This window comes from Halorubrum sp. ARQ200 (genome assembly GCF_005435115.1).
In the GTDB taxonomy this organism is placed as follows: Archaea; Halobacteriota; Halobacteria; order Halobacteriales; family Haloferacaceae; genus Halorubrum; species Halorubrum tropicale.
Map to the genome: position 1 here is coordinate 92,343 of NZ_SGTZ01000003.1, position 21,882 is coordinate 114,224.

Genomic DNA, 21,882 nt, shown 5'->3' on the forward strand with positions numbered 1-21,882 from the left:
ACACAACAATGCGCGATAACGCTGCGGATACGAACGATAGTATTGACAGGCGACGGTTCCTCGTCGCGACGGGACTGGCGGGCGTCGGAACGACGCTCGCGGGCTGTGCCTCCGGCGGCGACGGCTCCGACGGCTCGAGCGGAGACGGCGGCGACGGCTCCGACGACGCCCCGATCGGACCGACGGGCGAGCCGGAGGAGGGCGGCACGCTCGTCTGGGGCCACAGCGAGGTGACCCAGGAACTCGACATCCACCTCGCACAGACGGCCGCCTCGTCGCGGTTTCTAAACAATGTTCACGAGACGCTGGTCGGGCTGACGAACGAGCTGGAGATCTCCTCCGATCCCGACGTCACCCGCCCGGGCCTCGCGTCCGACTGGTCAATCAACGACGACCGGACGGAGTACACGTTCACGCTCCGCGACGGCGTGACGTTCCACGACGGGTCGGATCTGACCAGCAGCGACGTGCGGTACACGATCGAGCGGATCACGGACCCGGACGTGGGCGCGCGGTACAGCGGCGTGTTCACGTCGGTCGAGTCGGTCGAGACGCCCGACGACTCGACGGTCGTGCTCCAGATGAGCGAGCGGTACAATCCGCTCCTCCGGCAGTTGGCGTTCTCCGGGACGGCGATCATCCCGGAGGGATCCGGTCCGGACCAGGCCTCGAACCCGGTCGGAACCGGCCCGTTCGTGTTCGAATCTCGTCAGCAGGGTAACCGGGCCGAGCTGTCGGCGTTCGACGACTACTGGGGAGAGGGCCCGTACGTCGACGCGCTCGAAGAGCGGACGATGACGGACCCCGACACCCGGCTCACCGGGCTGACGGACGGGGATCTCGACTACATCAACGACATCCCGCTCGACGACATGACCGACTACGTGGACGGCGCGAACGACAACGTCCAGACGTCCACGTGGCGACCGCTGGCGTTCAACCACATGTACCTTCACAACGACCGCCCGCCGTTCGACAGCGTCAACTGGCGCCGGGCGATCGACTTCGCGATCGACAAACAGGAGCTGGTGGAGGGGGCCCTCTTCGGACAGGGCACGACGCTCGCGACCCCGAGCTTCCCGAACAGCCCGTACCGGAACGGGGAACTCGAACCTCGACCGCAGGACATCGAGCAGGCGCGGTCGCTCATCGAGGAGTCGGAGTACGGGATGAACGAGTTCGCACCGATCGAGTTCAAGGTGACCACGAACTACCCGTGGCACATCACCGCCGCGACCATCATGGAACAGTCCTTCTCGGAACTCGGCTTGGAGGTCGAGATTCAGGAGCTCCAGTGGGGCGACTGGCTGACGCAGGTCACCGCGAACATGGACTACCGGATGGCGATGGTCAACTGGTTCGGCGGCTGGGAGCCCGCCCAGATGTACCGTGGCCTGTTCCACTCGGAGGGATCGTTCAACTCCTTCGCGTACGCCAGCGACGACTTCGACACCGCCATCGAGAACGCCGAGAGTGCCCCGACGGAGGAGGAGGAGGTGGAGTACTACCGCGAGGCGCAGCGCGTCCTCCACGAGGAGGTCCCGTCTCCAATGCTGTGGTTCCGCGACGGCGCGATGGGTGCGAAACCCTCTGTCGGCGCCCTCGACACGGTGCTGGCACCGAACAACAGCGAGGTGAACTTCAGCGCGACGTGGCTTGACGAATGAGGGAGGCCATCGACGCCGACTTCGTTCGCTACGCGGTCCGCCGGATAGGGCTGCTGCTCGTCTCGCTGCTGGGCGTGTCGATCGTCACCTTCGGCATCGTCAACGTGCTCCCCGGTGATGTCGCGCTGTTGATCTTGGGGAACCGAGCGAGCCCCGAGCGGCTGGAGGCGCTCCGACAGAGCCTCGGACTGAACCGTCCGATCTGGATTCGCTACATCGACTGGCTGACCGGCGTGCTGACCGGCGACATGGGTAACTCCCTCCGCTTCGGCGACCCCGTCGCCCGGCTGATCGTCCAGCGCCTCCCGGCGAGCGCGTTCCTCGCCGGCGCCGCGGTCACCATCGCGGTCACCGTCGCGATTCCGCTCGGCGTGATCGCCGGGCGCGCCCGGAACACCTGGAAAGACTTCACGACGAGCGTCGTCGCGTTCACCGGGATCAGTCTCCCGGACTTCTTCTGGGGGCTGGTGCTGATCCTGGTCTTCGCCGAGTTCTTCGCCGTGCTGCCGCCCTCCGGCTACGTGAACCCGGCCGTCGACCCGGTCGCCGGGATCAAACACGTGTTACTGCCGGCGATGTCGCTCGGCTTCGCGCTGATGGCGCACCTCACGCGGATGACGCGCTCCTCGCTTATCGAGGAGCTCAAGGCGGGGTACGTGAAGCTCGCGCAGTCGAAGGGAATTCCGGACCGCGACATCGTGTACCGCCACGCGCTACGGAACGCGTTCCTCCCCGTGTTGACCGTGATCGGGCTCCAGATCGGCTTCCTGTTCAGCGGGATCGTCATCATCGAGCAGGTGTTCGCGTACCCCGGACTAGGCAGGCTCGCGTTCCAGGCGCTGTTGAACCGCGACACCACGCTCATCCAGGGATCCGTGCTGACGATCGCGACGGTGTTCATGCTCAGTAACCTCGTCGTCGACCTCCTGTACGCGGTCTTGGACCCGCGCGTCCAGACCGGGGGTGGCGCCTGATGGCGACACAAAACGCGGCGCGGTGGTTAACCGACGCTCGTCGCCGGAAGATCGGCGAGCTGTTCGACAGGTACCGGTCGAACTCGAAGGCGGTCGCCGGGACGGCGCTGATCGGGCTACTGCTCGCGGTCGGCCTGCTCGGCCCGCTGTTCGTCTCCTTAGAACAGGCCAACGCCCTCAACGTCGCGAACCGCTTTCAGCCGCCGAGCCCCGCGCATCCGATGGGGACCGATCACCTCGGCCGGGACATCCTCCTCCGGATCGTCCTCGGGGCCCGAATCAGCCTGTACATCGGCGGGCTGAGCGTCGGCATCGCCACTGCGGCCGGCGTGCCGCTGGGCGCGGCCGCGGGGTACGTCGGCGGCAACGTCGACGACGCGATCATGCGGTCGATGGACGTGCTGATGAGCTTCCCGCCGATTCTGCTGGCGCTCACAGTCGTCGCCGTCCTCGGACCGTCGCTGACGAACGCGATGATCGCGATCGGGATCACGTACATCCCGTACTTCGCCAGGGTCACCCGTAGCGAGGTGGTCTCCGTCGTCGAGGAGGACTTCGTCGAGGCCGCGCGTGCGCTCGGCGAACGGGACAGCCGCGTCCTGTTCGCCGAGGTCCTACCGAACGCCGCCGCGCCGATCATCGTTCAGGCGTCTATCAGCCTCGCGTTCGCCATCCTCGCGGCCGCGGGACTCTCGTTCCTCGGACTCGGCGCCCAGCCGCCACAGCCGTCGTGGGGGCTGATGATCAGGCAGTCCAAACAGTACCTCACGCAGGCCCCGTGGATGGCGGTCTTCCCGGGGCTGGGGATCGCCACGACCGTCCTCGGGTTCAACCTCCTCGGTGACGGGATCCGCGACGTCCTCGATCCGACCGTGAGTACGGAGCTCGGAGCCGACCATGACGAGTGAGAAATCAGCACATCCACGGCAGGTGTCGGCGCCAGCGGCGTCGGCGGAGGGAACAGAGACGAACGATCGGCTGTTGACGGTCGACGGCCTCTCGACCGTGTTCCGCACCGACGAGGGCGTCGTCAACGCGGTCGACGGCGTCGATTTCCACCTCGATCGCGGCGAGATACTCGGGCTTGTCGGCGAGAGCGGCGCGGGAAAGAGCGCGACCGCTCGCTCCGTCCTCCGCCTCATCGACGACCCGGGCGAGATCGTCGACGGGACCGTCGAGTTCGAGGGGACGGACGTCCTCTCGCTCTCGGCCGAGGGCCTCCGACAGTTCCGCGCCTCGAACACCGGGATGGTCTTTCAGGACCCGACCGCGACCCTCAACCCGACGATGACGGTCGGCCGACAGGTCGCGGAGGCGGTCGAAGCGGCGCGGGACCTCTCCCGCGGCGCCGCGCGTCGGGAGGCCGTCGACCTCCTCGACCGAGTCGGCATCCCCGACGCGGAGGCGCGGGCCAACGACTACCCTCACGAGTTCTCCGGCGGACAGAAGCAACGCGTCGTCGTCGCGATCGCGATCGCCTCCGAGCCGGACCTCCTCGTCGCGGACGAGCCGACGACGGCGCTCGACGTGACGATTCAGGCGCAGATCCTCGAACTGCTCGACGATCTCCGCGAAGACCTGGGGATGTCGATACTCTTCATCACCCACGACCTCGGCGTCGTCCGCGAGATCTGCGACCGCGTGGCGGTGATGTACGCCGGCAGCATCGTCGAGTCCGGTCCGGCGGAGCGGCTGTTCACCGATCCGTGCCACCCGTACACCAAGGGGCTACTCGCGAGTATCACGAGCGTCGACGACGCGATCGACCCGGACGACCGCAACCGGCTCGACGTGATCGAGGGACAGATGCCGGACCTGACCGGCTCTGCGACGGGGTGTAAGTATGCGGACCGGTGCCCGGGAGCGACCGAGGAGTGTCGTCGTGCGCACCCCGACCTGGAGCCGGTCCCCGACGATCCGGAGCGGTCCGTCGCCTGCTACCGCCACGAGCACGTCGAGGAGATGGAGTACGACTACGAGCACGAGTCGGGATCGCTGTCTTGGCAGACGGACCGCATCGACGACCGGAGCGACGGCGCGTCCGGGCCGGTGCTCGAGGCACGGGGACTGACGAAGCACTTCGACAGCAGCGGACTGCTCGGCCGTCTCCTCGGGGACCCGGAACCGGTGCGGGCCGTCGACGGCATCGGCATCGAGATCGAGGCCGGATCGACGCTGGGCCTGGTCGGCGAGTCCGGGTGCGGCAAGTCGACGGCCGCCCGGACGCTGCTCCGTCTCATCGAGCCCACCGAGGGCTCGGTGACGTATCGCGAGAGCGACGTCACGGCGGCGGGATCGGACGAGCTTCGATCGCTGCGCCGCGACCTCCAGATCGTCTTCCAGGACCCGCAGTCGAGCCTGAATCCCCGACGGACGGTGCGGCAGATCGTCCGCCGGCCGATGGACCTCCACGACATCGACGACCAGGCCGAGCGCTCCGACCGGGTGGCCGAGCTGATCGACTCGGTCGGCCTCGACGAGTCGCACCTGGAGCGCTACCCGCACGAGCTGTCGGGCGGCCAGCAGCAGCGCGTGGGGATCGCGCGTGCGCTGGCGGTGAACCCGGAGGTACTCATCTTGGACGAGCCGGTCAGCGGGCTCGACGTTTCGGTTCAGGCGCAGATTCTGAACCTGCTGGCCGATCTCCAAGACGAGCTGGGACTCGTGTACCTGCTCATCAGCCACGACCTCTCCGTCGTCGAGTACGTCTGCGACCGCGTCGCGGTGATGTACCTCGGTGAGATCGTCGAACACGGCCCCACGGCCGAGGTGTTCGAGCCGCCGTACCACCCCTACACCGAGTCGCTGCTGTCCGCGATCCCCGGGCTGGACGACGGCGAGGACCGAATCTTCCTGGAGGGGAACGTGCCGGACCCCTCGAACGTGCCGTCCGGCTGTCGGTTCCACCCGCGCTGTCCGCGGAAGATCGGCGAGGTCTGCGAACGGGAGGACCCGACCGACCACGAGGTCGACGGCGAGACGATCGGCTGCCACCTCATGCGCGAGGAGTACGCCGACGAGGTCGACTGGAGTTCGCTCGACTGAGCCGGCTCCCCCCTTCCGTTTCCGGCAATGCGAGCCGAGGAACGGGTCCCTCTCGATTACACCAGCCCGCCCACGGTGAAGACCACGTAGCAGCACGCCACCAGCGCCCCCGAGTGAAGCAGGGCCGCGTATCGCCCGCGCGCCGCGGTCCCGAGTTCCCGCGTCATCGTTCGATCCGCGGGTGACCGACGGCTCCGTTTAAACGTTTCTTTCTGTCACACCGCGTTCATTTCGGGCTTCGGAAACGTTCGATCGACGGTTCGTATTTCACCGGCGTCGTGGCCGCTCTGACGGGATCCGAGACGTTGACGATCGTTCATCACTATCGTGACGTGTGGAAACGCATTTATTATACCCCACGTAATTCGCGTTCCACGCCTCAATGAGCACGTCACTCTCGAGCGATCTCCAGCGCGCCTTTCTGCGCTACCAACACGTCTTCGTGTTCCTCGCCCCGCTCCTGTTCGTCGCGGGGGTGTACGCCTTCGCGCCGACGCCGGCCGACGCCGGCGTCGACTACTGGACCGAGTACTGGTGGCTGTTCCTGGCGTTCGTCACCGGCGCCACCATCGTCAACACCGTCGGGATCAGCGGGTCGGCGCTGTTCGTGCCGTTCCTCATCTTCGTCTTCCCGCTGGTCGCGTACCCCCTGGAGCCGACGACGCTGGTGAAGATCGGGCTCATCAGCGAGTCGTTCGGGCTGTCGAGTTCGTCGCTCGCCTTCATCCAGTACGGGCTCGTCGACCGGCGGCTCTCGCTGTCGCTCGTGCTGGGCGGCGTCCCCTTCGTCGTCGGTGGGGCGCTCCTCTCGTTCGTCATCCCCGAGCCACTGTTCCACGCCCTGCTCGGGATCGCGCTGCTGGCGGCGTCGTACCTGCTGTTCAAGGCCAACCTGGGCCACGGCGACCCGACCGAGGGCGCGGACGACGAGGAGGTCGCGACCGACGGCGGGTCGGCGCCCGACCTCCCGGACGACGACAACAAGCTCGGCCCCGCGGGTGTCGACACCGACGACTCCGGCACCGTCACGCGCGTCGACCGCGACGGCGACGACTATACCTACTCCCGCGGCGGCTACCTCGAACGGTTCCTCAACTACAGCGTCGGCGGCGTGTTCCAGGGGCTCGCCGGCTTCGGGATCGGCGAGCTCGGGATCATCTCGATGCTCCGCACGCAGGTCCCGGTCCGAGTCGCCATCGGCACGAACCACATCGTCGTCGCGACGACGGCCGTGCTGGCTTCCGTGGTCCACGTGTTCGGCGGCGGGCTGGTCGGCGGCCACACGATGGACCTGGCGACGACCCCGTGGAACATGGTCGTCTGGACGGTCCCGGCGACGACGCTCGGCGGCCAGATCGCGCCGTACGTCTCGACCGCGCTCGACACGGGGACGATCAAGGCCGGCGTCGGCGGCCTGTTCGCGGTCATCTCCGTCGCGCTGTTCGCGATGGCGGGCGGCGGGATCTGAGCGGCGTCCCGCGGCGGCGTGGCCTGTGGCGCATCTCGGTTCGTCGGCGACGCACCGTGCTCGACGTCGGCGCTCCTTCGGTGTTTTTTTCACATATTTCGCTCAGTTGTTACATGGCGATGTCATTAGACAAGCCCTCCACGGCCCTCACGTCGCGACAGCAGGTGGCTGTCGTCGTGTTGGCCGCGGCTCTGGTCGGCGCCGTGCTCGCTCCGAGCGTGTACGCGGCGACCAACGACCCGAACGACACAGTTGCCGTCGTCGAGATCGAGGGGCCCGTCAACACGGCCCTCGCCGACGACGTCGAGAGCGAACTGGCGGACATCCGCGCTAACGACTCTGTGGGCGCGGTCGTCCTCAAGCTGGACACGCCCGGCGGCGCGCCCGTCGCCTCCGAGCGGATGTACAAGGCGGTCCAGCGGACGAGCCAGGACATGACCGTCATCGCGAGCGTCCAGTCGATCAGCGCCTCCGGCGGCTACTACGCGATGGCGCCCGCCGACGAGATCTACGTGATGCCGACCTCGACGGTCGGCAGCATCGGGCTGAACGCCCCTGCGCCGTCGGCCCGCTCGGCGCCCTTCGGTCCGAGCGGCCCCGACAAGGCCGGCAGCAACCCCACCCAGGCGTGGGCCGAACAGGAGACGCTCGCGGACACGTTCATCAACGCGATGATGGCGGAACGGGGCGAGGAGTTCCAGATGCCCCGCGAGGAGGTCGCGAAGGCCGACACGTACCTCGGCACCGAGGCCGTCAACAACGGCTTCGCCGACGAGATCGGCTCGCTCAACGAGGCGATCCACGCGGCGGCCACCGAGGAGAATCTCGGCGAGTACACGGTCGACACGCGGGAGACGGGGGGCCTCTCGGGGATCCCCTTCCTCGTCCGCACCGACTCCGGGCTCGTCGCGATCCACGCGAACGACCCCGGGTACGCCGAGGTGAAGCCGATGCCCTCGACGTACGTCTACACGCCCGCCGTGCCGCACGTGGACACGATCGAGCGCTTCTCCGAGCCCGACCTCCGTGACGCCGGCGCGGCGTCGACGGAGCGGACGGCGACCGGCAACGAGACGGCGCGGCTCAACGGGGGTGTCGGCGCGTGAACCGCGTCGCAACCCTCGCGGTCGCGTTCGTCGTGACCCTCGCGGCCGTCCTCGGCGGCGCCGCGGCCGTCGGCTTCGCGACCGCCGACGGCGCAGCGCCCGCCCCGGAGATACAGAACGACCACTTCCTTGACGACGACCTCGTCGTCGACGACGACCCCGGCCAGGCGACCGTCGAGATGGACGCCTCGGCGGCGTCCCAGACCGTCCTCGTCGACCCCGGCGTCGAGGCGGGCGGACCCGGTCCGGCGCTCCCCATCAGCCTCCTCGGGCTCGGTGGCGGCGGCGTCGACGACCGGGACATCAGACCGCTCGCGAACGCGCTCATCGAGAACGGCCACGAGGTGGGCGTGTACGTGCCCGACCCGGACCAGCGCCGACCGCCCGCGCGGCCCGGCGCCGACCGGCCGACGCAGCTCGGCGAGCGGCTCGCCGAGGCCGACGCGTTCGTGACGTTCCGGACGGACTACGAGCCGGATCAGCTCGACGAGATCGAGTCGTTCGTCGAGTCCGGCGGCCACGTCGTGCTCGCCACCGAGCCCGACGCGGCGTACTCCCAGCCCGGCGCCGCGTCGCTCGACGCGACGCTCGACGTCACGACCCGGCCCGGCTACGTGTACAACATGGACGAGAACGACCTGAACTACCAGCGCGTGTACGCCGAGGCGACCGGCGACTCGGTCCTGACCGAGGGCGTCGACCGCGCGGTGTTCCCGTCGGCGACCCCGGTCGGCACGGCCGTCGGCGGCAGCGAGGTGCTGCGCCCGATCGAGGGTAGCGAGCTCTCCACGACCCGCGAGGCGACCGAGGCGCCGCTCCTCGTGCGCAACGACGAGGTCGTGATGATCGGCGACGGCGACTTCCTGTCGCCGGAGAACGCCCGACGCGCGGACAACGACGCGCTGATCGGGAACCTGGCCGACTTCCTCGTGACGAACGACCGGACGCCGCCCGGCGCGGGCGGGTCGACGGGCCCGACGCCGCCGCCCGAACCGGGCCAGCCGCCGACGAACGGCACGGCCGCCTGACCGGTCGCCCGCCCTGCCGACCGGACCGCCGCGACCGGGCGAGCCGGTCCGGTTCCGGTCGGCTTCCGACACCCGCTCATTTTTGTCGCGCGCGACGGTAGCGGAGCCATGCGCGCAGCCGTCTTCAACGGACCCGGCGACATCGGCGTCGAAGAGCGACCGCACCCCGAGATCGAGGCGCCCACGGACGCGATCGTCCGCGTCACCCACACCGCGATCTGCGGCTCGGACCTCTGGTTCTACCGCGGCGACAGCGACCGCGACGCGGGCTCTCCGGTCGGCCACGAGCCGATGGGGATCGTCGAAGAAGTCGGCGACGACGTGACCTCGGTCGCGCCTGGAGACCGCGTGCTCGCCCCCTTCGCGATCTCCTGTGGCGAGTGCGAGTTCTGCCGGAAGGGGCTCCACACCTCCTGTGAGAACGGCGACTCGTGGGGCGGCGACAACGGCGGCGGCCAGGGCGAGTACGTCCGCTCGACCCACGCCGACGGCACGCTCGTCCGCGTGCCCGACCGGTACGCCGACGACGAGGACGCGCTCCGCTCGCTGCTCCCGCTCACCGACGTCATGGGCACCGGCCACCACGCCGCCGTCAGCGCGGGCGTCGACGAGGGGTCGACCGTGGCCGTCATCGGCGACGGCGCGGTCGGGCTCTGCGGCGTGCTCGCAGCCCGCCGACTCGGCGCCGAGCGCATCGTCGCGGTCGGCCACCACGAGGACCGGCTCCACCTCGCCGAGGAGTTCGGCGCCACCGAGACCGTCTCCGAGCGCGGCGAGGCCGCCGTCGAGCGGATCCGCGAACTCACCCACGGCGGGCCGACCCACGTGATGGAGTGCGTCGGCGCCGCGAGCGCGATGAACACCGCCATCGACGCGGTCCGCCCCGGCGGGACGATCGGGTACGTCGGCGTCCCCTACGGCGTCGAAGACGAGGGCCTCGACGTGTTCGGCATGTTCGGCGACAACGTGACGCTCGCGGGCGGCGTCGCTCCCGTCCGCGCGTACGCCGAGGAGCTGATGGCCGACGTGCTTCAGGGGACGCTCGACCCCGCGCCGATCTTCACCGAGACGGTCGGTCTCGACGAGGTCGCCGAGGGCTACCGCATGATGGACGAGCGGGAGGCGATCAAGGTGCTCGTCAAACCCCACGACGACGCGTAGGCCGGCTCAGAGACCCTCTTTCGACAGATTCGACGTAACATTTAGATGCGTCCAGCCCGTGTTGATAGTTGTCATGTGTCACCATCACGACGAGGCGATGACCTGGGAGGAGGTCCAGGCGCGTCACCGGTCCGAAGAGGCGGACGAGCTCGACGACACCCCCGGCGTCGACGCGGTCGACGAGCCGGCGGACGAGACGGAGGAGTCCGAGCCCCCGGCGGAGCCGCGCGCCCCGGCCGACGACTGACGCAGTCGGGCACGACCCCGCCTCGAACCCCGACGTTTCTTTCGCGTGTCGTCGTCTCGTGAGCGACAGCTCCGTCGCCCGCGTCGCGTAAACCCGATTCAGAGATCCGGCCTCAGAGCGGTGTACGCGGCTTTCAGGCGTGGCCTGAAGTACCATTCAGGCGTTTCCCGAAGCCGTTCAGTCGGCGAAATACAAGGTCCGTAGGGGACGTGATATCGGTATCTCCAGTACGGAGTCCGACATCATGACAGCGACACACGCACGCTATCGATTCGCACAGTCGACGGAGGAGCCGGTATGACGCGGGAGCAGGTACGCGCGGTCGCGCTGGCCGCGATCATGGTGGTGTCGATGGTCGCGGTCGGCGCCGGCTTCGTGGGCAGCGCGGTGGCGCAGAACGACGGTAGCACGACCTACGAAGTCGGGCAAGGAAACGGGACGAACTTCCAGACGATCCAGGAGGCCCTGAGCAGCGACGCCCTCTCGCCGGGCGACACGCTCGAACTCGTTGACGAGACGTACTCGCCGTCGGGACAGCTCACCGTCGACACGGCGGGCGTCGAGATTGTCGGCGTCGGCGACACGACAATCGAGAGCGAATCGACCGGGTACGGAATCCGCGTCACGGCGGTCGACGTGCGCCTCAGTAACTTCGAAATCACCGGCTCCGGGACGTACGCGGTCAAGGTCTCCGGCGCCGACCTGAGCGAGGGTCGGCTCGACGGCTTCACGATCGAAAACGTCGAAGTCAGGGATAGCGGATCGACGGGCATTGATCTCAACGCAGTCACGAACGCAACGATCGACTCCGTGACCGTCTCCGACACCGTCTCCGGGAACGGCATCGCGTTCACCGACGTGACCGACACCGAGGTCACGGGCGTCACAACGACGAACAACTCGTGGGGCGGCGTCGCGATCTACGCCGACGGAGCGCTCAGCGACCAGCTCGGCGACGACGTCGGCTCGTACGGGATCGAGTTCGACGGCGACCTCAACGCCGATGAACCGCTTCCGCTCTATGAGCAGGCGTCGTCGGACGACCTGATCGGCGACATCGACTACCCGGGGAACATCCAGTACCGGGTCGCTGCGAACACCTCGTCGACGCCTCCCGACCGAAACGTCGCTAACCAGTTCGAGTGGTTCTACACTAGCGAATCCGCCGCGGTTGACGCCGCCGTGGCGACGAACGACGGTACCGGAACCGACGCGGCCGTCGTCTCCGAGCTCGGCGGGCCGTTCGTGGTCGCCGACGACATGAGCGTCCAGTCGGCCGTCAACGGAGCGGCGGCCGGCGATACGATTGTCGTTCGCCAGGGCATGTACCTAGAAAACGTAACGATTGATACCGCAGACCTATCTATTGAAGGCCCGAATGCCGGAATTCCGGGGGACCACAGTGACCGCACATCCGAAGCCGTGATCCAAGGACAGGTCGTCGCCTCCGCAGACGGAGTTGTTTTCGACGGGCTGACGGTCACCCCGCCCAATGCGAGTACTGACGCCGGCGCGGAGGCACTTAGGGTGAGCGGCGCGGCGGACAACATCACTGTCCGTAACAACGTCGTTCGCGACTTCGGCGCGGCCGGACTCCCGGAATGGGAAGGTGTCGACGCGATCAACGTCTTTGGCGGTAATGCCGACGACGCTGTTCGCAACGTCATCGTCGCTGACAACCTCATCGAGAACGTCTCTGGACGGTCTACTAAGGGCGGCGTCACTGGCATTTCTGTCCAAGGAAACGTTGAAAATGCGGATGTTAGTGATAACGTCGTTCGCAATGTCGGAGAGAGCGATACCGCGTGGGCGTTCGGAGCCGTCGTGCGGGGAACCGGTAACCACGACGTGGTCCCGAGCGAGATCAGCATCGCACAAAACAACATCTCGAACATCCGGTCGAACCCCGAGACGAGGACGGTTGGCGTCGGCATCGGCGTCGAAGCCGGTGGTGCTCCGGCAGTCACCTTTGAGAACAACTCGGTGAGTGACGCTGCGTTCCTCGTAGAAGACAAGACTGCGACCATTAACCTATCAGTCTTTGCGGGGAACAACGATCTTGATCGAGGGGCGATCCTCCAGCCGGTCGAGATCGACGGTCAGGACCGGAATATTGTCCTCAACAGCGTTCAAGACGCTCTGAACCTCGTTTCAGAAAACGAGACTGTCAAGCTTGTTCCCGGAATATACGCTGAGAACGTCTCGGTCGAGACCCCGAACGTCACTCTCGTCGGTCAGGGCGACGACACCGTGATTGACGGGTCCGTCGCGCTGGACGCCGACGAGACTACACTGTCGGAGGTTCGAATAAACGCTTCAGTCGGCGACGTGTTCCCGAACCCGGCGGCCGAAAACAACGCGGTCAACGTGGCCGGGTCGAACGTGACGGTCTCCGACGTTACCGTTGACTTGTCCGTCGAATCAGCCGAGTTCAGCGAGGGCCTCGCCATCGAAGTATTCGGCAGCGACGCCTCTGCGACGATCACGAACGCGACGATCGACGGGACCGGCGAGATGACCGCTGACAATCTCACGGCCGTCGTCGGCGTCAGTGCCGACGCTGGTGCGGACGCGACGGTCCGCGACAGCGACATCGACGTCGCGAGCGACGGATACTCCTTCGCCGTGGTCGCTCGCGGCGGCGCGACGACCGACGTCCGCAACAACGAACTCTCCGCGAGCGGCGGCGAACTTGACGGCGTCGGCTTCGGCGTCGAAGGCGACAATCCCGGGGCTCAGACGGTCCGGTTCAACACCTTCGACGGTGTCGAGACGATCGAAAACAAGGCCGGGGACGGCGAGTTGGACGTAACGGGGAACTACTGGACCGATCTTAGCGATGTCGAATTCCTCACGGACGCAGATACGTTCAAGGAGGCTCAGAAGGGCGGAGAAATCACCTACGACCCGCTCCTGACGGTCGAACCTGACGAGGTTGACGCCGACTCGCTCGGCGAGACGACGCAGTTCGGGCACGACCTCGTCATCCCCGCCGACGGCGACACGCACTCGGTCGCGTTCCCGGCGGCCACCGAGGGGACCGTCGACGAGGTCTTCGGTGACTTCAACGGCACCGTCTACGCGTACAACGGGACGAACTGGGTCGGAAACGAGGACATCGCCGATCAGAGAATCAGCGCGCTCGACGCGTTCGCAGTCACGATCGACGAGGATGAGTCCGACCAGCGGATCACCTTCGAGTACGCCGACGCCGACTCCGAGATTCCGGAGATGACCTCGACCGAACTGGAGGCCGGCTGGAACTTCGTCGCGGCGCCGTCGAACGGAACCGTGAGTAACGCGTTCGGCGTCTCGACCACCGAGGTCGCCTCCGTGGTCAACGTGGTCGGCGGCCCCGCCGACAAGAGCACGCCGTACCGGCTCGCCGGGTCCGACGAGATAAACCCGACGACCGTCGGTCCGTTCCAGGGCTACTGGGTGTTCGCGACCGACGACGGCGAACTCGGCGCGGCGGTTCCGGTCGGTCCGACGCAGTCCGACGAGGAGACCACTCTCAAGGGGAACTAATCCATGAACTTCCGACACATGCTCGGGATCGCGGCGCTCGCGGTGCTCGTCGCCGGCCTCGTCGCGAGCGGGGCCGCGGTGAGCGGCGCGGCGGCGCAGGACAGTCCGCCGCCGACGCCCGCGGCGTACTACGGCCAGGTGACGGCCGACGGCGAGCCGCTCGACGGCGTCACCGTCGAGGCGGTCGTCGACGGCGAGGTCCGCGATTCGATCGAGACCGACGCCGAGGGGCGGTTCGGCGGCCCGGGCGCCTTCGACGAGAAGCTCACCGTCGAGGGGCCGGCCGACGAGGTGACGTTCCGCGTCGCCGACTCGCAGGCCGGCACGGCGGCGTGGGAGTCGGGCGCCAACGAGGAAGTCGACCTCTCGCTCGCCGAAGCGCCGGCGCCGCCCGACGACGGCGACGGCGGGGATGGGACGCCGACCGACCCGGGCGACGGGAGCGACGATACGCCGACGGATCCCGGTGACGGTGACGACGGCGATGACGGCACCGGTACGGGCGGCGCGCCTGGCGGTGGCGGCACGGGCGGCGGCACGGGCGGCGCACCCGGTGGCGGCACGGGCGGCACACCCGGCGGCGGCACGGGCGGCGCACCCGGTGGCGACGACGGCGAGACGCCCGGCGAGGGCCCGGCCGACCCGCCGGCGGTCGACGACGTGCTCGACCTGCCCGCGGGCGCGTCGACGACCGGCGCGGAGACGGCGACGGCCGCGGTCGACGAGGCGACCGGGACGAGCTCGGTGACGTTCACCGGCCAGACCCCTATCGAGGGGATCACCTTCGACGGCGCAGTCGAGGGCGCGGTCGGCGTCGCCGAGTACGAGTCCGCGCCGGAGACGACCGGCCCGGCGCCCGGCGCCTCGGTGTCGGTTGTCGAGATATCGGTGCCGGAGTCCGCGACGGACACGCCGGCGACGATCCGGGCGCGGATCTCCGCGGACCGGGTCGCGGCGGCCGAGGCCGACCCCGGCGACCTTCGGCTCTCGCGGTTCGCCGACGGCGAGTGGCAGGGCTTAGAGACGACGGTGGTCGAGGAGACCGGCGACGCGGTCGTCTTGGAGTCCGAGACGCCCGGGTTCTCGACGTTCGCCGTCTCGGCGGTGAGCGAGCCCGACGCGGCGATCACGGTGCCGGTCGAGACGCTCGACCCCGGCGAGGCGGTGACGCTGTCGGGGCTTCAGTCGAGCGACGAGTACGGCGAGGTCGTCGCCTACGACTGGTCGATCGACGGCGACGCCGCGGCCGGCAGCACGACCGAGGCGTCGTTCGCCGAGCCGGGCGAGTACGAGGTGACGCTCACGGTGACGAACGACGCGGGCGAGACGGACACCGCGACGGAGACGGTGACCGTCGCCGCGGACGACGCGCCGGTCGCGGAGCCGGGGCTGTTCTCGCTCCGGACGCTCGGCGCGGTCGCGATCGCGGTCGTCGTCGCGCTGCTCATCGTCGTCGCGGTCCGCCGAGCCGACGGCTAACGCGCTCTCGCTCTTTTTTCGAATCCCCGAGACGGCCGTTCAGAGCGGCTCGATCAGCTCGACGACGCGGCCGTCGGGGTCCTCCACGAAGGCGACGCGCGCGCCGGCCTCCGGGTGGTCGGTCGGCGCCTCCACGACGCCGTGGTGGTCGAGGTCCGCGAACGCCGCGTCAACGTCGTCGACGCCGACGGCGACGTGGTCGTAGCGGTCGCCGTCCGCGCTCGGCTCCTCGCCCGGCGTGTCCGACAGCTGGAGCTCGACGCCGCTCTCGTCCGCGACGTACACGCTGCGAGTGTCGCCGTCGGCGACCGTGAACTCCCACGAGCGCTCGAAGCCGAGCTCGTCGACGTACCAGTCGGCGGTCCGGTCCGCGTCCGCCACGTTCAGACAGGTGTGGAGAAGCTCCATGCGTCGCCCTCGCGGCCCGCCGGCATACATTCCCGAGCGGCGACCGGACGACGGGTCCGGTCGAGTCGGCAGCGATCCGGACGCCGACGGGGACGCCCGAGCAATCATGTCGCTCGCGCCCGTCACGTCCGTATGGATCGAAACGAGGTGCGCCGCGCGTGGGACGCGGTCGCCGAGACGTACGCCGCTCGGCGCGACCCGGACGGCTCAGACGCGGCGCTGATCGACGACCTGCTCGACGCGCTGGCGAGCGACCCGCGGGACGCGACCGACGGCGACGACCCGCTCGTCCTCGACGTGGGCTGTGGCGACGGCGCTCGCACCCTCGCGAACCTCCCGCCCGGCAGCGTCGGCCTCGACGTCTCCCGCCGCGGGCTGGAGCTCGCGGCCCAGACCGTTCCCGCCGCGCGGCTCGTCCACGGCGAGATGTCCGCGCTCCCGTTCGCGGCCGACCGCTTCGACGCGATCACGGCCTACCACGCGGTGTTTCACGTCGCGCGCGAGCGCCACCCGGCGGTGTACGACGAGTTCGCGCGCGTCCTCCGCCCGGGCGGCCGGCTCCTCGCGACGCTGCCGAGCGGCAGCTTCGAGACGGTGCGGCGCGGCTGGATGGGCGGGGAGATGTTCTTCTCCGCGCCCGGGCGCGAGCGCACGCTCGACCAGCTTCGGGCGGCCGGGTTCGCTGACGTCGAGACGCGGACCGCAACCGACCCGCTGGGGAGCAGCACCGAGTTCGTCTTCGCGACGCTGGCGGGCGAGCCGGCGCCGGACGGCGGCGCCGAGTCAGGGGCGACCGACCCGTGACCGACCCGGACGAGGTCCCACACGACGTGCGCGCGAGCCTCGCCCAGCTGCTCGCGGAGGCCGGCGCGGCCGCCGAGCGCGGCGACGCCGACACCGCGCGCGCCCTGCTCGACACGGCCGAGACGGTGGCGACGAACAAGCTCCCGGCCGGCGAGCGGCGCGACCGGATCCGGTGGGGGTGTGCGGCCGCGCTCGACGCCCTGCCGAACGGCGATCTCGCGGCCGCGTACGCGTCGGCGACCGCCGACGCGGTCGGCGAGTGACGGTCTCGACCTGCCAGCCCGCGGGAGCGGGAGAGTTTTCCGCCCGACGGACAGACGGGGGCATATGGAGACGCGAGACGCGCGCTTCCTCCTCCTGAGCACGCTGCTCGCGGTGACGCTGTTGAACTCGCTCGACGCGCCGACCGCGGCGTGGTTCCGGACGGCGTCGTTCGCGCTGGCGTCCGGCGTGCTGCTCTACGTCGGCTACGCGGTCGCGCGGCCAGTCCTCGCGCGGCTCCCGGCCCGGTAGCGACCGACGTCGGGCCCCTCACTTTAGTCGCCCGAGCGCCTCCTCTCCGGTATGCGCGTCGCCTCCCTCCTCCCCTCGGCCACGGAGACGCTGTTCGCTCTCGGCGTCGAACCGGTCGGCGTCTCGCACAGCTGCGACCACCCGCCCGCCGCCCGCGACCTGCCGACCCTGACGAGCACGGTCGTCGACCACGCGGACCGCTCGGCGGCCGACATCGACGAACAGATGCGCGAGGTCGACGGCGCCGTGTACGACCTCGACGAGGACCGCCTCGCGGCGCTCGATCTCGACCTCCTGGTCACGCAGGCGACCTGCGACGTCTGCGCCGTCGACGCGAGCGACCTCCGGGCGGCCGCCGCGCGCCTCGACCCCGAACCCGAGGTGCTCACCTGCGACCCCCACTCGTTCGAGGACGCGCTCGACGACGTGGAACGGATCGGCGCCGCGGTCGACGCGGAAGCGGCCGCGAGCGCCCTCCGGGCCGACCTCCGCGAGCGCGTTGAGGCGGTCCGCGAGCGCGCCGAGTGCGCGGTCGCCGACGAGGGGCGCCCCCGCGTCGCCGTCCTCGACTGGACCGACCCGCCGATCCGCGCGGGCCACTGGGTGCGCGACATGGTCGAAATCGCGGGCGGCGACCCCGCCTTCCAGCCCGACGGCCCCTCCGAGCCGGTCGCGTGGGCGGCCGTGCGCGAGTTCGACCCGGACGCGCTCGTCGTCGCGCCCTGCGGCTTCGACCGCGACCGCGCCGAGCGTGCGGTCGGCGACCTCGCGGCTCGGCCGGGATTCGACGAGCTCCGGGCAGTCGCGGACGGTCGGGTCTACGCCGTCGACGGCAACGCCCTGTTCAACCGGCCGAGCCACCGGCTCGTCGACTCGCTGGAAACGCTGTTCGCGTGTCTCCACCCCGAGCACGCGGCGACGGCGCCCGAAGCGCTGGACGCCGTCGCCAGCGTCGACGCGGAGAAACTCGTCATCGAACAAGCGGTTACCAGCGAGGAGCCGGCCGAGGGGTACCGCCGGCGCGCCCAACGAACCCGCGAACTCGCCGACGAACTAGCGGGCGTCTCGGCGGAGGCGAACGACCACCTCGACGAGAGCCCGGACCGTGGATCGCGCTAGCCGTACTGGGTGAGCGGGAGGCCTCCCATGCCGAGCGCACCGACCTGCGTGAACCCACGGGTGGGGCGCACGCAAGAGACGTGTCCAGTTCTCAGTATCGCTTCTCGACGGCAGCAGTCGTTGTGATTTCGACAGCGCCACTCGAATTGACCGGGTGGTCACGTCTCGGCCAACTCACGGAGCCCCGACAGCGTTCCCGCCTCACGCAGGTCGGCGACGGTACAGTACCACGCGCCGCGCACGCCGTTCAGGTCGTTCTCGACTGGGCTATCGAGCGGCACGAGGTCGTCGAACGCGAAGACGACCACGACGCGCTCCTCGGAGAAGGGATCGATGAGCGCCGCCCAGTCGTCCTCGTCCATCGGTCCGGGGTCGCCGCGCGCCTGTTCGGTGCGGTCGACGACGCGGGCGTAGTGGGTGACTGCCGACACCGGCGCGGTGCGGTAGAAGGCCATGAACTCGAAGTCGGCGCGGGTGCGGTCGTACGAGCGCGGCGCCGGGTAGAAGCCGGCGCGGCAGCGCTCGAACGTCTCCGACTGGGTCGCGACGACGCAGACGCGGGCGTCGCCGGGCGCGTCGTCGTCCGGGGCGTCCGCGGCGAAGCGGTCGAGGTCCATGCGTACGGTGGGTTCCGAGAGGGGATATATCCCTGCTCGGCCCCTATTCGACTCAATGGCACGGAGCGCGACGAGCGCGCGCGGTGGTCCCCGAGAGCGCGACGCGACGCAGGGCGGCGGCGACGAGGCGAACGCGGACGGAGCGAGCGCGGGGCCGCCGGCCCTCGCGGTCGAGGGGCTCACGAAGCGGTTCGGCGAGGGCGACGACGCGGTCGTCGCCGTCGACGACGTGAGCCTCTCCGTCGAGCGCGGGTCGGTGGTCGGCCTGCTCGGCCCGAACGGCGCCGGCAAGACCACGCTGATCAAGTGCGCCCTCGGCATCGTCATCCCCGACGCGGGCTCTGTCCGGGTGTTCGGCACCGACGTGCGCGACGGCCGCCGGGCGGCCTACGCCGACGTGGACGCGATGCTGGAGGGCGCGCGCAACGACTACTGGCGACTCACGGTTCGCGAGAACCTCCGCTACTTCGCGACGATCAGCGGCGTCGACCCGGACTCCGTGGCGGCGCGCCACGAACGCCTGCTCGACCGCCTCGACCTCGCCGACAAGGCAGACACGCCGGTCCGCGACCTCTCGCGGGGCATGAAACAGAAGGTGTCGCTCGCGAGCGTGCTGGCCGGCGGCGCCGAGTTAGTCTTCCTCGACGAGCCGACGCTCGGGCTCGACATCGAGAGCGCGCGGACGCTCCGGGCGGAGCTGCGCCGGCTCGCGGCCGAGGAGGGGCTCACCATCGTCGTCAGCAGCCACGACATGACGACGATCGAGGCGGTGTGCGACCGCGTCGTCATGCTGTCGAACGGCCGGATCGTCGCCGACGACACCGTTGAGGCACTGTTGGGCGCCGCCGCGAGCGACGCGGTGCGCGTGGCGAGCCCGGACCTCACGCCGGAGACCGTCGCCGGGCTCCGCGAGCGGTTCGAGGTCGTCGGCGTCGACCGCGAGGCCACTCCGCCCGCGGTGACGGTCGCGGCGGGCGGCGACCGGCTGTACGACCTGACCGACGCGCTGCGGGCGGCCGGCGTCACCGTCTCGGACATCCGGACGGTCCAGCCGGACCTCGAAGAGGTGTTCTTAGAACGCACGGGGTCGGGGCTCGGGGGTGCGTCCCAGTGAGCGGGGACGCGCCGCCCGCGGACGCGTCGGCGGCGACGGCGTCCGGGGCCGACGACGACCCTCGACCGGCCACCTACTACCACCTCGCGAGGGCGGTCCTCTACCGGGAGTTCCTGATCTTCGTGCGGTATCCGGCCAACGCGATCGGGGGGATCGTGGTGTCGCTGTTCTTCTTCGCCGCGCTGTTCCTCGGCGGCCAGCTGCTCGCGGGGCAGGCGCTCGCGGACTCGATCGAGGGGATCGTCGTCGGCTACTTCCTGTGGACGCTGTCGGTGGGCGCGTACTCGTCGGTGTCGAACGACATCGGCAGCGAGGTGCAGTGGGGCACCCTCGAACGCCACATCACCACGCCGTTCGGCTTCGCGCCCGTGGCGCTGCTGAAGGGGGTCGCGAAGGTGATACGGACGTTCCTCACGAGCGCCGTGATCCTCGCGGTGATGCTTCTCGCGACCGGGACGCGGCTCAGCCTCGCGCCCGTGACGGTGGTCGTCGTCGCGGGGCTGTCGATCGTCTCGGTGCTCGGCCTCGGCTTCGCCGCGGGCGGGGTGACGGTCCTCTACAAGCGGATCGGGAACTGGCTCAACCTGCTCCAGTTCGGCTTCGTCGCGCTGATCTCCGCGCCCGTCTTCGACCTCCCGTGGACGCGGGTGCTCCCCTTGGCGCACGGCAGCGCCATGCTCCAGCGCGTGATGGTCGACGGCGTGCGGCTGTGGGAGTTCCCGCTCGCGGACCTCGCGCTCCTCGCCGCGGTCGCGGTCGGCTACCTGGTCGGCGGCTACCTCGTCTTCCAGTACGCGACGGGGCGCGCGCGGCGGCTCGGCGTGCTCGGCGACTACTGACGCTCACTTCCGCCCTGTGAGGCGGTATTTTCATAAACGAGTGTGACTGCGTCGGACGCACGACGGGTCTCACTCTCCGACGGACGCAGCGGAGACGCTCGCGACTGCGAGAGGCGCCACCCTGAACCGCCTCCTCGAACGACAAGACGGTTGATGTTCGAGCACGCACCACTCGTACGTCCTACCCGTGCTCGCCTCTCCGGACTCACCGCCCTGCGATCACTCCCGGCTTGCGGGACGCCGATCACTCGACTGGTTCCGGGAGGAACGGCGCCGGATCGTCGTGGACGAACCGCACGGTGTCGTCGTTCAACCGACGGCAGAAGAGACGCACGGTCCCCGCCTCTCTGATCGATTCGATCGTCTCCGCTGTCTGGCTCGGATCGTAGTACGCGGGGACAAAGACGGCCGTTTCGCTCTCGGGCGCGACTTCGATGACCAAGAGGTAGACCAGTTCGTCTCCCCCCGCCCGGAACACATCGACATGTCGAAACTGTCGATCGTCGACGAGCGACTCTAACTCCTCGAACTCCGGGCCAGGGAGGACGACGTCAAGGCCGGTTCGACGGTCCGAGTTGATGAGGACCGAATCGCCGGGATGGAGTTCAAGCGTCGTCCACCCGCGCTCTCGGTACTCCGTCGCGGTCGCTTCCATATCCTCGATGACGGCGGACCACCCGTCCCCCGCCTGTACGTTCGTGGGTGCGTCGTCGCCTGTAGGCTCGCTCATACCAGCAGACGCTCGGGTAGTCGTATAAATGGTTT

At 69.3% G+C, this 21,882-nt stretch carries 20 protein-coding genes; 17 read left to right on the forward strand and 3 right to left on the reverse strand.

Annotation, left to right across the window (positions count from 1 at the left end; all coding sequences use genetic code 11):
* Positions 1-8: 8 nt before the first annotated feature.
* The 11 genes from EXE50_RS05860 (at position 9) to EXE50_RS05905 (ending at position 15,703) form a co-directional block, all read left to right on the forward strand.
* Entirely contained in the window at positions 9-1,667 is a 1,659-nt protein-coding gene (locus tag EXE50_RS05860; RefSeq protein ID WP_241982633.1) for an ABC transporter substrate-binding protein, read from the forward strand.
* Positions 1,664-2,641, forward strand: a complete 978-nt coding sequence (locus tag EXE50_RS05865; protein WP_094579806.1) for an ABC transporter permease — start codon at positions 1,664-1,666, stop codon at positions 2,639-2,641. The genes EXE50_RS05860 and EXE50_RS05865 overlap by 4 nt, the downstream gene beginning before the upstream one ends.
* Positions 2,641-3,549 (forward strand): ABC transporter permease, encoded by a 909-nt coding sequence (locus EXE50_RS05870; protein WP_099288970.1) that lies wholly within the window; start codon positions 2,641-2,643, stop codon positions 3,547-3,549. The genes EXE50_RS05865 and EXE50_RS05870 overlap by 1 nt, the downstream gene beginning before the upstream one ends.
* Positions 3,539-5,686: an ABC transporter ATP-binding protein gene (locus EXE50_RS05875; protein ID WP_137704592.1), complete on the forward strand. Its 2,148-nt coding sequence runs from the start codon at positions 3,539-3,541 to the stop codon at positions 5,684-5,686. Before EXE50_RS05870 ends, EXE50_RS05875 begins: the two co-directional genes overlap by 11 nt.
* Before the next feature lie 382 nt (positions 5,687-6,068).
* On the forward strand, positions 6,069-7,154 hold the full coding sequence (locus EXE50_RS05880) for a sulfite exporter TauE/SafE family protein (protein ID WP_053772488.1): 1,086 nt from the start codon (positions 6,069-6,071) through the stop codon (positions 7,152-7,154).
* 113 nt (positions 7,155-7,267) lie between these two features.
* Positions 7,268-8,260: a S49 family peptidase gene (locus EXE50_RS05885; RefSeq protein WP_082356878.1), complete on the forward strand. Its 993-nt coding sequence runs from the start codon at positions 7,268-7,270 to the stop codon at positions 8,258-8,260.
* Positions 8,257-9,288 (forward strand): DUF4350 domain-containing protein, encoded by a 1,032-nt coding sequence (locus tag EXE50_RS05890; protein ID WP_137704593.1) that lies wholly within the window; start codon positions 8,257-8,259, stop codon positions 9,286-9,288. The genes EXE50_RS05885 and EXE50_RS05890 overlap by 4 nt, the downstream gene beginning before the upstream one ends.
* A gap of 108 nt (positions 9,289-9,396) precedes the next feature.
* Positions 9,397-10,449: a zinc-dependent alcohol dehydrogenase family protein gene (locus tag EXE50_RS05895; RefSeq protein WP_137704594.1), complete on the forward strand. Its 1,053-nt coding sequence runs from the start codon at positions 9,397-9,399 to the stop codon at positions 10,447-10,449.
* A 73-nt stretch (positions 10,450-10,522) separates the two neighbouring features.
* Entirely contained in the window at positions 10,523-10,696 is a 174-nt protein-coding gene (locus EXE50_RS17350; RefSeq protein WP_167551917.1) for a hypothetical protein, read from the forward strand.
* Between the two features lie 297 nt (positions 10,697-10,993).
* Positions 10,994-14,224 carry a right-handed parallel beta-helix repeat-containing protein gene (locus EXE50_RS05900; RefSeq protein ID WP_053772491.1) on the forward strand — a complete coding sequence of 1,077 codons (3,231 nt, stop codon included), beginning with the start codon at positions 10,994-10,996 and terminating at the stop codon, positions 14,222-14,224.
* Positions 14,225-14,227: 3 nt separating this feature from the next.
* The gene (locus EXE50_RS05905) at positions 14,228-15,703 is read left to right on the forward strand and encodes a PKD domain-containing protein (RefSeq protein ID WP_137704595.1); all 1,476 of its coding nucleotides are present in this window, start codon (positions 14,228-14,230) and stop codon (positions 15,701-15,703) included.
* Positions 15,704-15,742: 39 nt separating this feature from the next.
* Here the strand turns inward: EXE50_RS05905 and EXE50_RS05910 are convergent, their stop codons facing one another.
* The gene (locus EXE50_RS05910; protein WP_053772493.1) at positions 15,743-16,111 is read right to left on the reverse strand and encodes a VOC family protein; all 369 of its coding nucleotides are present in this window, start codon (positions 16,109-16,111) and stop codon (positions 15,743-15,745) included.
* Between the two features lie 132 nt (positions 16,112-16,243).
* Here EXE50_RS05910 and EXE50_RS05915 point away from each other — a divergent pair, with 132 nt between their 5' ends.
* From EXE50_RS05915 to EXE50_RS05930, 4 genes are all read left to right on the forward strand, one after another.
* Complete coding sequence (locus EXE50_RS05915; protein WP_053772494.1) at positions 16,244-16,915, forward strand: class I SAM-dependent methyltransferase; 672 nt, start codon at positions 16,244-16,246, stop codon at positions 16,913-16,915.
* Positions 16,912-17,178, forward strand: coding sequence for a hypothetical protein (locus EXE50_RS05920; RefSeq protein WP_053772495.1), 267 nt, complete (start codon positions 16,912-16,914; stop codon positions 17,176-17,178). The genes EXE50_RS05915 and EXE50_RS05920 overlap by 4 nt, the downstream gene beginning before the upstream one ends.
* A 64-nt stretch (positions 17,179-17,242) precedes the next feature.
* A complete protein-coding gene (locus EXE50_RS05925; RefSeq protein ID WP_053772496.1) occupies positions 17,243-17,428 on the forward strand; it encodes a hypothetical protein in 186 nt (61 codons plus the stop codon).
* Between the two features lie 51 nt (positions 17,429-17,479).
* Positions 17,480-18,547, forward strand: coding sequence for an ABC transporter substrate-binding protein (locus tag EXE50_RS05930; RefSeq protein ID WP_082356879.1), 1,068 nt, complete (start codon positions 17,480-17,482; stop codon positions 18,545-18,547).
* A 158-nt stretch (positions 18,548-18,705) separates the two neighbouring features.
* Here the strand turns inward: EXE50_RS05930 and EXE50_RS05935 are convergent, their stop codons facing one another.
* Positions 18,706-19,164, reverse strand: coding sequence for a hypothetical protein (locus EXE50_RS05935; RefSeq protein ID WP_053772497.1), 459 nt, complete (start codon positions 19,162-19,164; stop codon positions 18,706-18,708).
* A gap of 55 nt (positions 19,165-19,219) precedes the next feature.
* Here EXE50_RS05935 and EXE50_RS05940 point away from each other — a divergent pair, with 55 nt between their 5' ends.
* Entirely contained in the window at positions 19,220-20,278 is a 1,059-nt protein-coding gene (locus EXE50_RS05940) for an ABC transporter ATP-binding protein (protein WP_053772498.1), read from the forward strand.
* On the forward strand, positions 20,275-21,117 hold the full coding sequence (locus EXE50_RS05945) for an ABC transporter permease (RefSeq protein WP_053772499.1): 843 nt from the start codon (positions 20,275-20,277) through the stop codon (positions 21,115-21,117). Before EXE50_RS05940 ends, EXE50_RS05945 begins: the two co-directional genes overlap by 4 nt.
* Before the next feature lie 244 nt (positions 21,118-21,361).
* Here EXE50_RS05945 and EXE50_RS05950 read toward each other — a convergent pair whose 3' ends face one another.
* Positions 21,362-21,847: a hypothetical protein gene (locus EXE50_RS05950; protein ID WP_053772500.1), complete on the reverse strand. Its 486-nt coding sequence runs from the start codon at positions 21,845-21,847 to the stop codon at positions 21,362-21,364.
* Positions 21,848-21,882 lie beyond the last annotated feature (35 nt).

Coding starts and splice junctions, on each gene's coding strand:
- EXE50_RS05860 (WP_241982633.1), top strand. CDS start 9: ATGCGCGATAACGCTGCGGATACGAACGATAGTATTGACAGGCGACGG.
- EXE50_RS05865 (WP_094579806.1), top strand. CDS start 1,664: ATGAGGGAGGCCATCGACGCCGACTTCGTTCGCTACGCGGTCCGCCGG.
- EXE50_RS05870 (WP_099288970.1), top strand. CDS start 2,641: ATGGCGACACAAAACGCGGCGCGGTGGTTAACCGACGCTCGTCGCCGG.
- EXE50_RS05875 (WP_137704592.1), top strand. CDS start 3,539: ATGACGAGTGAGAAATCAGCACATCCACGGCAGGTGTCGGCGCCAGCG.
- EXE50_RS05880 (WP_053772488.1), top strand. CDS start 6,069: ATGAGCACGTCACTCTCGAGCGATCTCCAGCGCGCCTTTCTGCGCTAC.
- EXE50_RS05885 (WP_082356878.1), top strand. CDS start 7,268: ATGGCGATGTCATTAGACAAGCCCTCCACGGCCCTCACGTCGCGACAG.
- EXE50_RS05895 (WP_137704594.1), top strand. CDS start 9,397: ATGCGCGCAGCCGTCTTCAACGGACCCGGCGACATCGGCGTCGAAGAG.
- EXE50_RS17350 (WP_167551917.1), top strand. CDS start 10,523: ATGTGTCACCATCACGACGAGGCGATGACCTGGGAGGAGGTCCAGGCG.
- EXE50_RS05900 (WP_053772491.1), top strand. CDS start 10,994: ATGACGCGGGAGCAGGTACGCGCGGTCGCGCTGGCCGCGATCATGGTG.
- EXE50_RS05905 (WP_137704595.1), top strand. CDS start 14,228: ATGAACTTCCGACACATGCTCGGGATCGCGGCGCTCGCGGTGCTCGTC.
- EXE50_RS05910 (WP_053772493.1), bottom strand. CDS start 16,111: ATGGAGCTTCTCCACACCTGTCTGAACGTGGCGGACGCGGACCGGACC.
- EXE50_RS05915 (WP_053772494.1), top strand. CDS start 16,244: ATGGATCGAAACGAGGTGCGCCGCGCGTGGGACGCGGTCGCCGAGACG.
- EXE50_RS05925 (WP_053772496.1), top strand. CDS start 17,243: ATGGAGACGCGAGACGCGCGCTTCCTCCTCCTGAGCACGCTGCTCGCG.
- EXE50_RS05930 (WP_082356879.1), top strand. CDS start 17,480: ATGCGCGTCGCCTCCCTCCTCCCCTCGGCCACGGAGACGCTGTTCGCT.
- EXE50_RS05935 (WP_053772497.1), bottom strand. CDS start 19,164: ATGGACCTCGACCGCTTCGCCGCGGACGCCCCGGACGACGACGCGCCC.
- EXE50_RS05940 (WP_053772498.1), top strand. CDS start 19,220: ATGGCACGGAGCGCGACGAGCGCGCGCGGTGGTCCCCGAGAGCGCGAC.
- EXE50_RS05950 (WP_053772500.1), bottom strand. CDS start 21,847: ATGAGCGAGCCTACAGGCGACGACGCACCCACGAACGTACAGGCGGGG.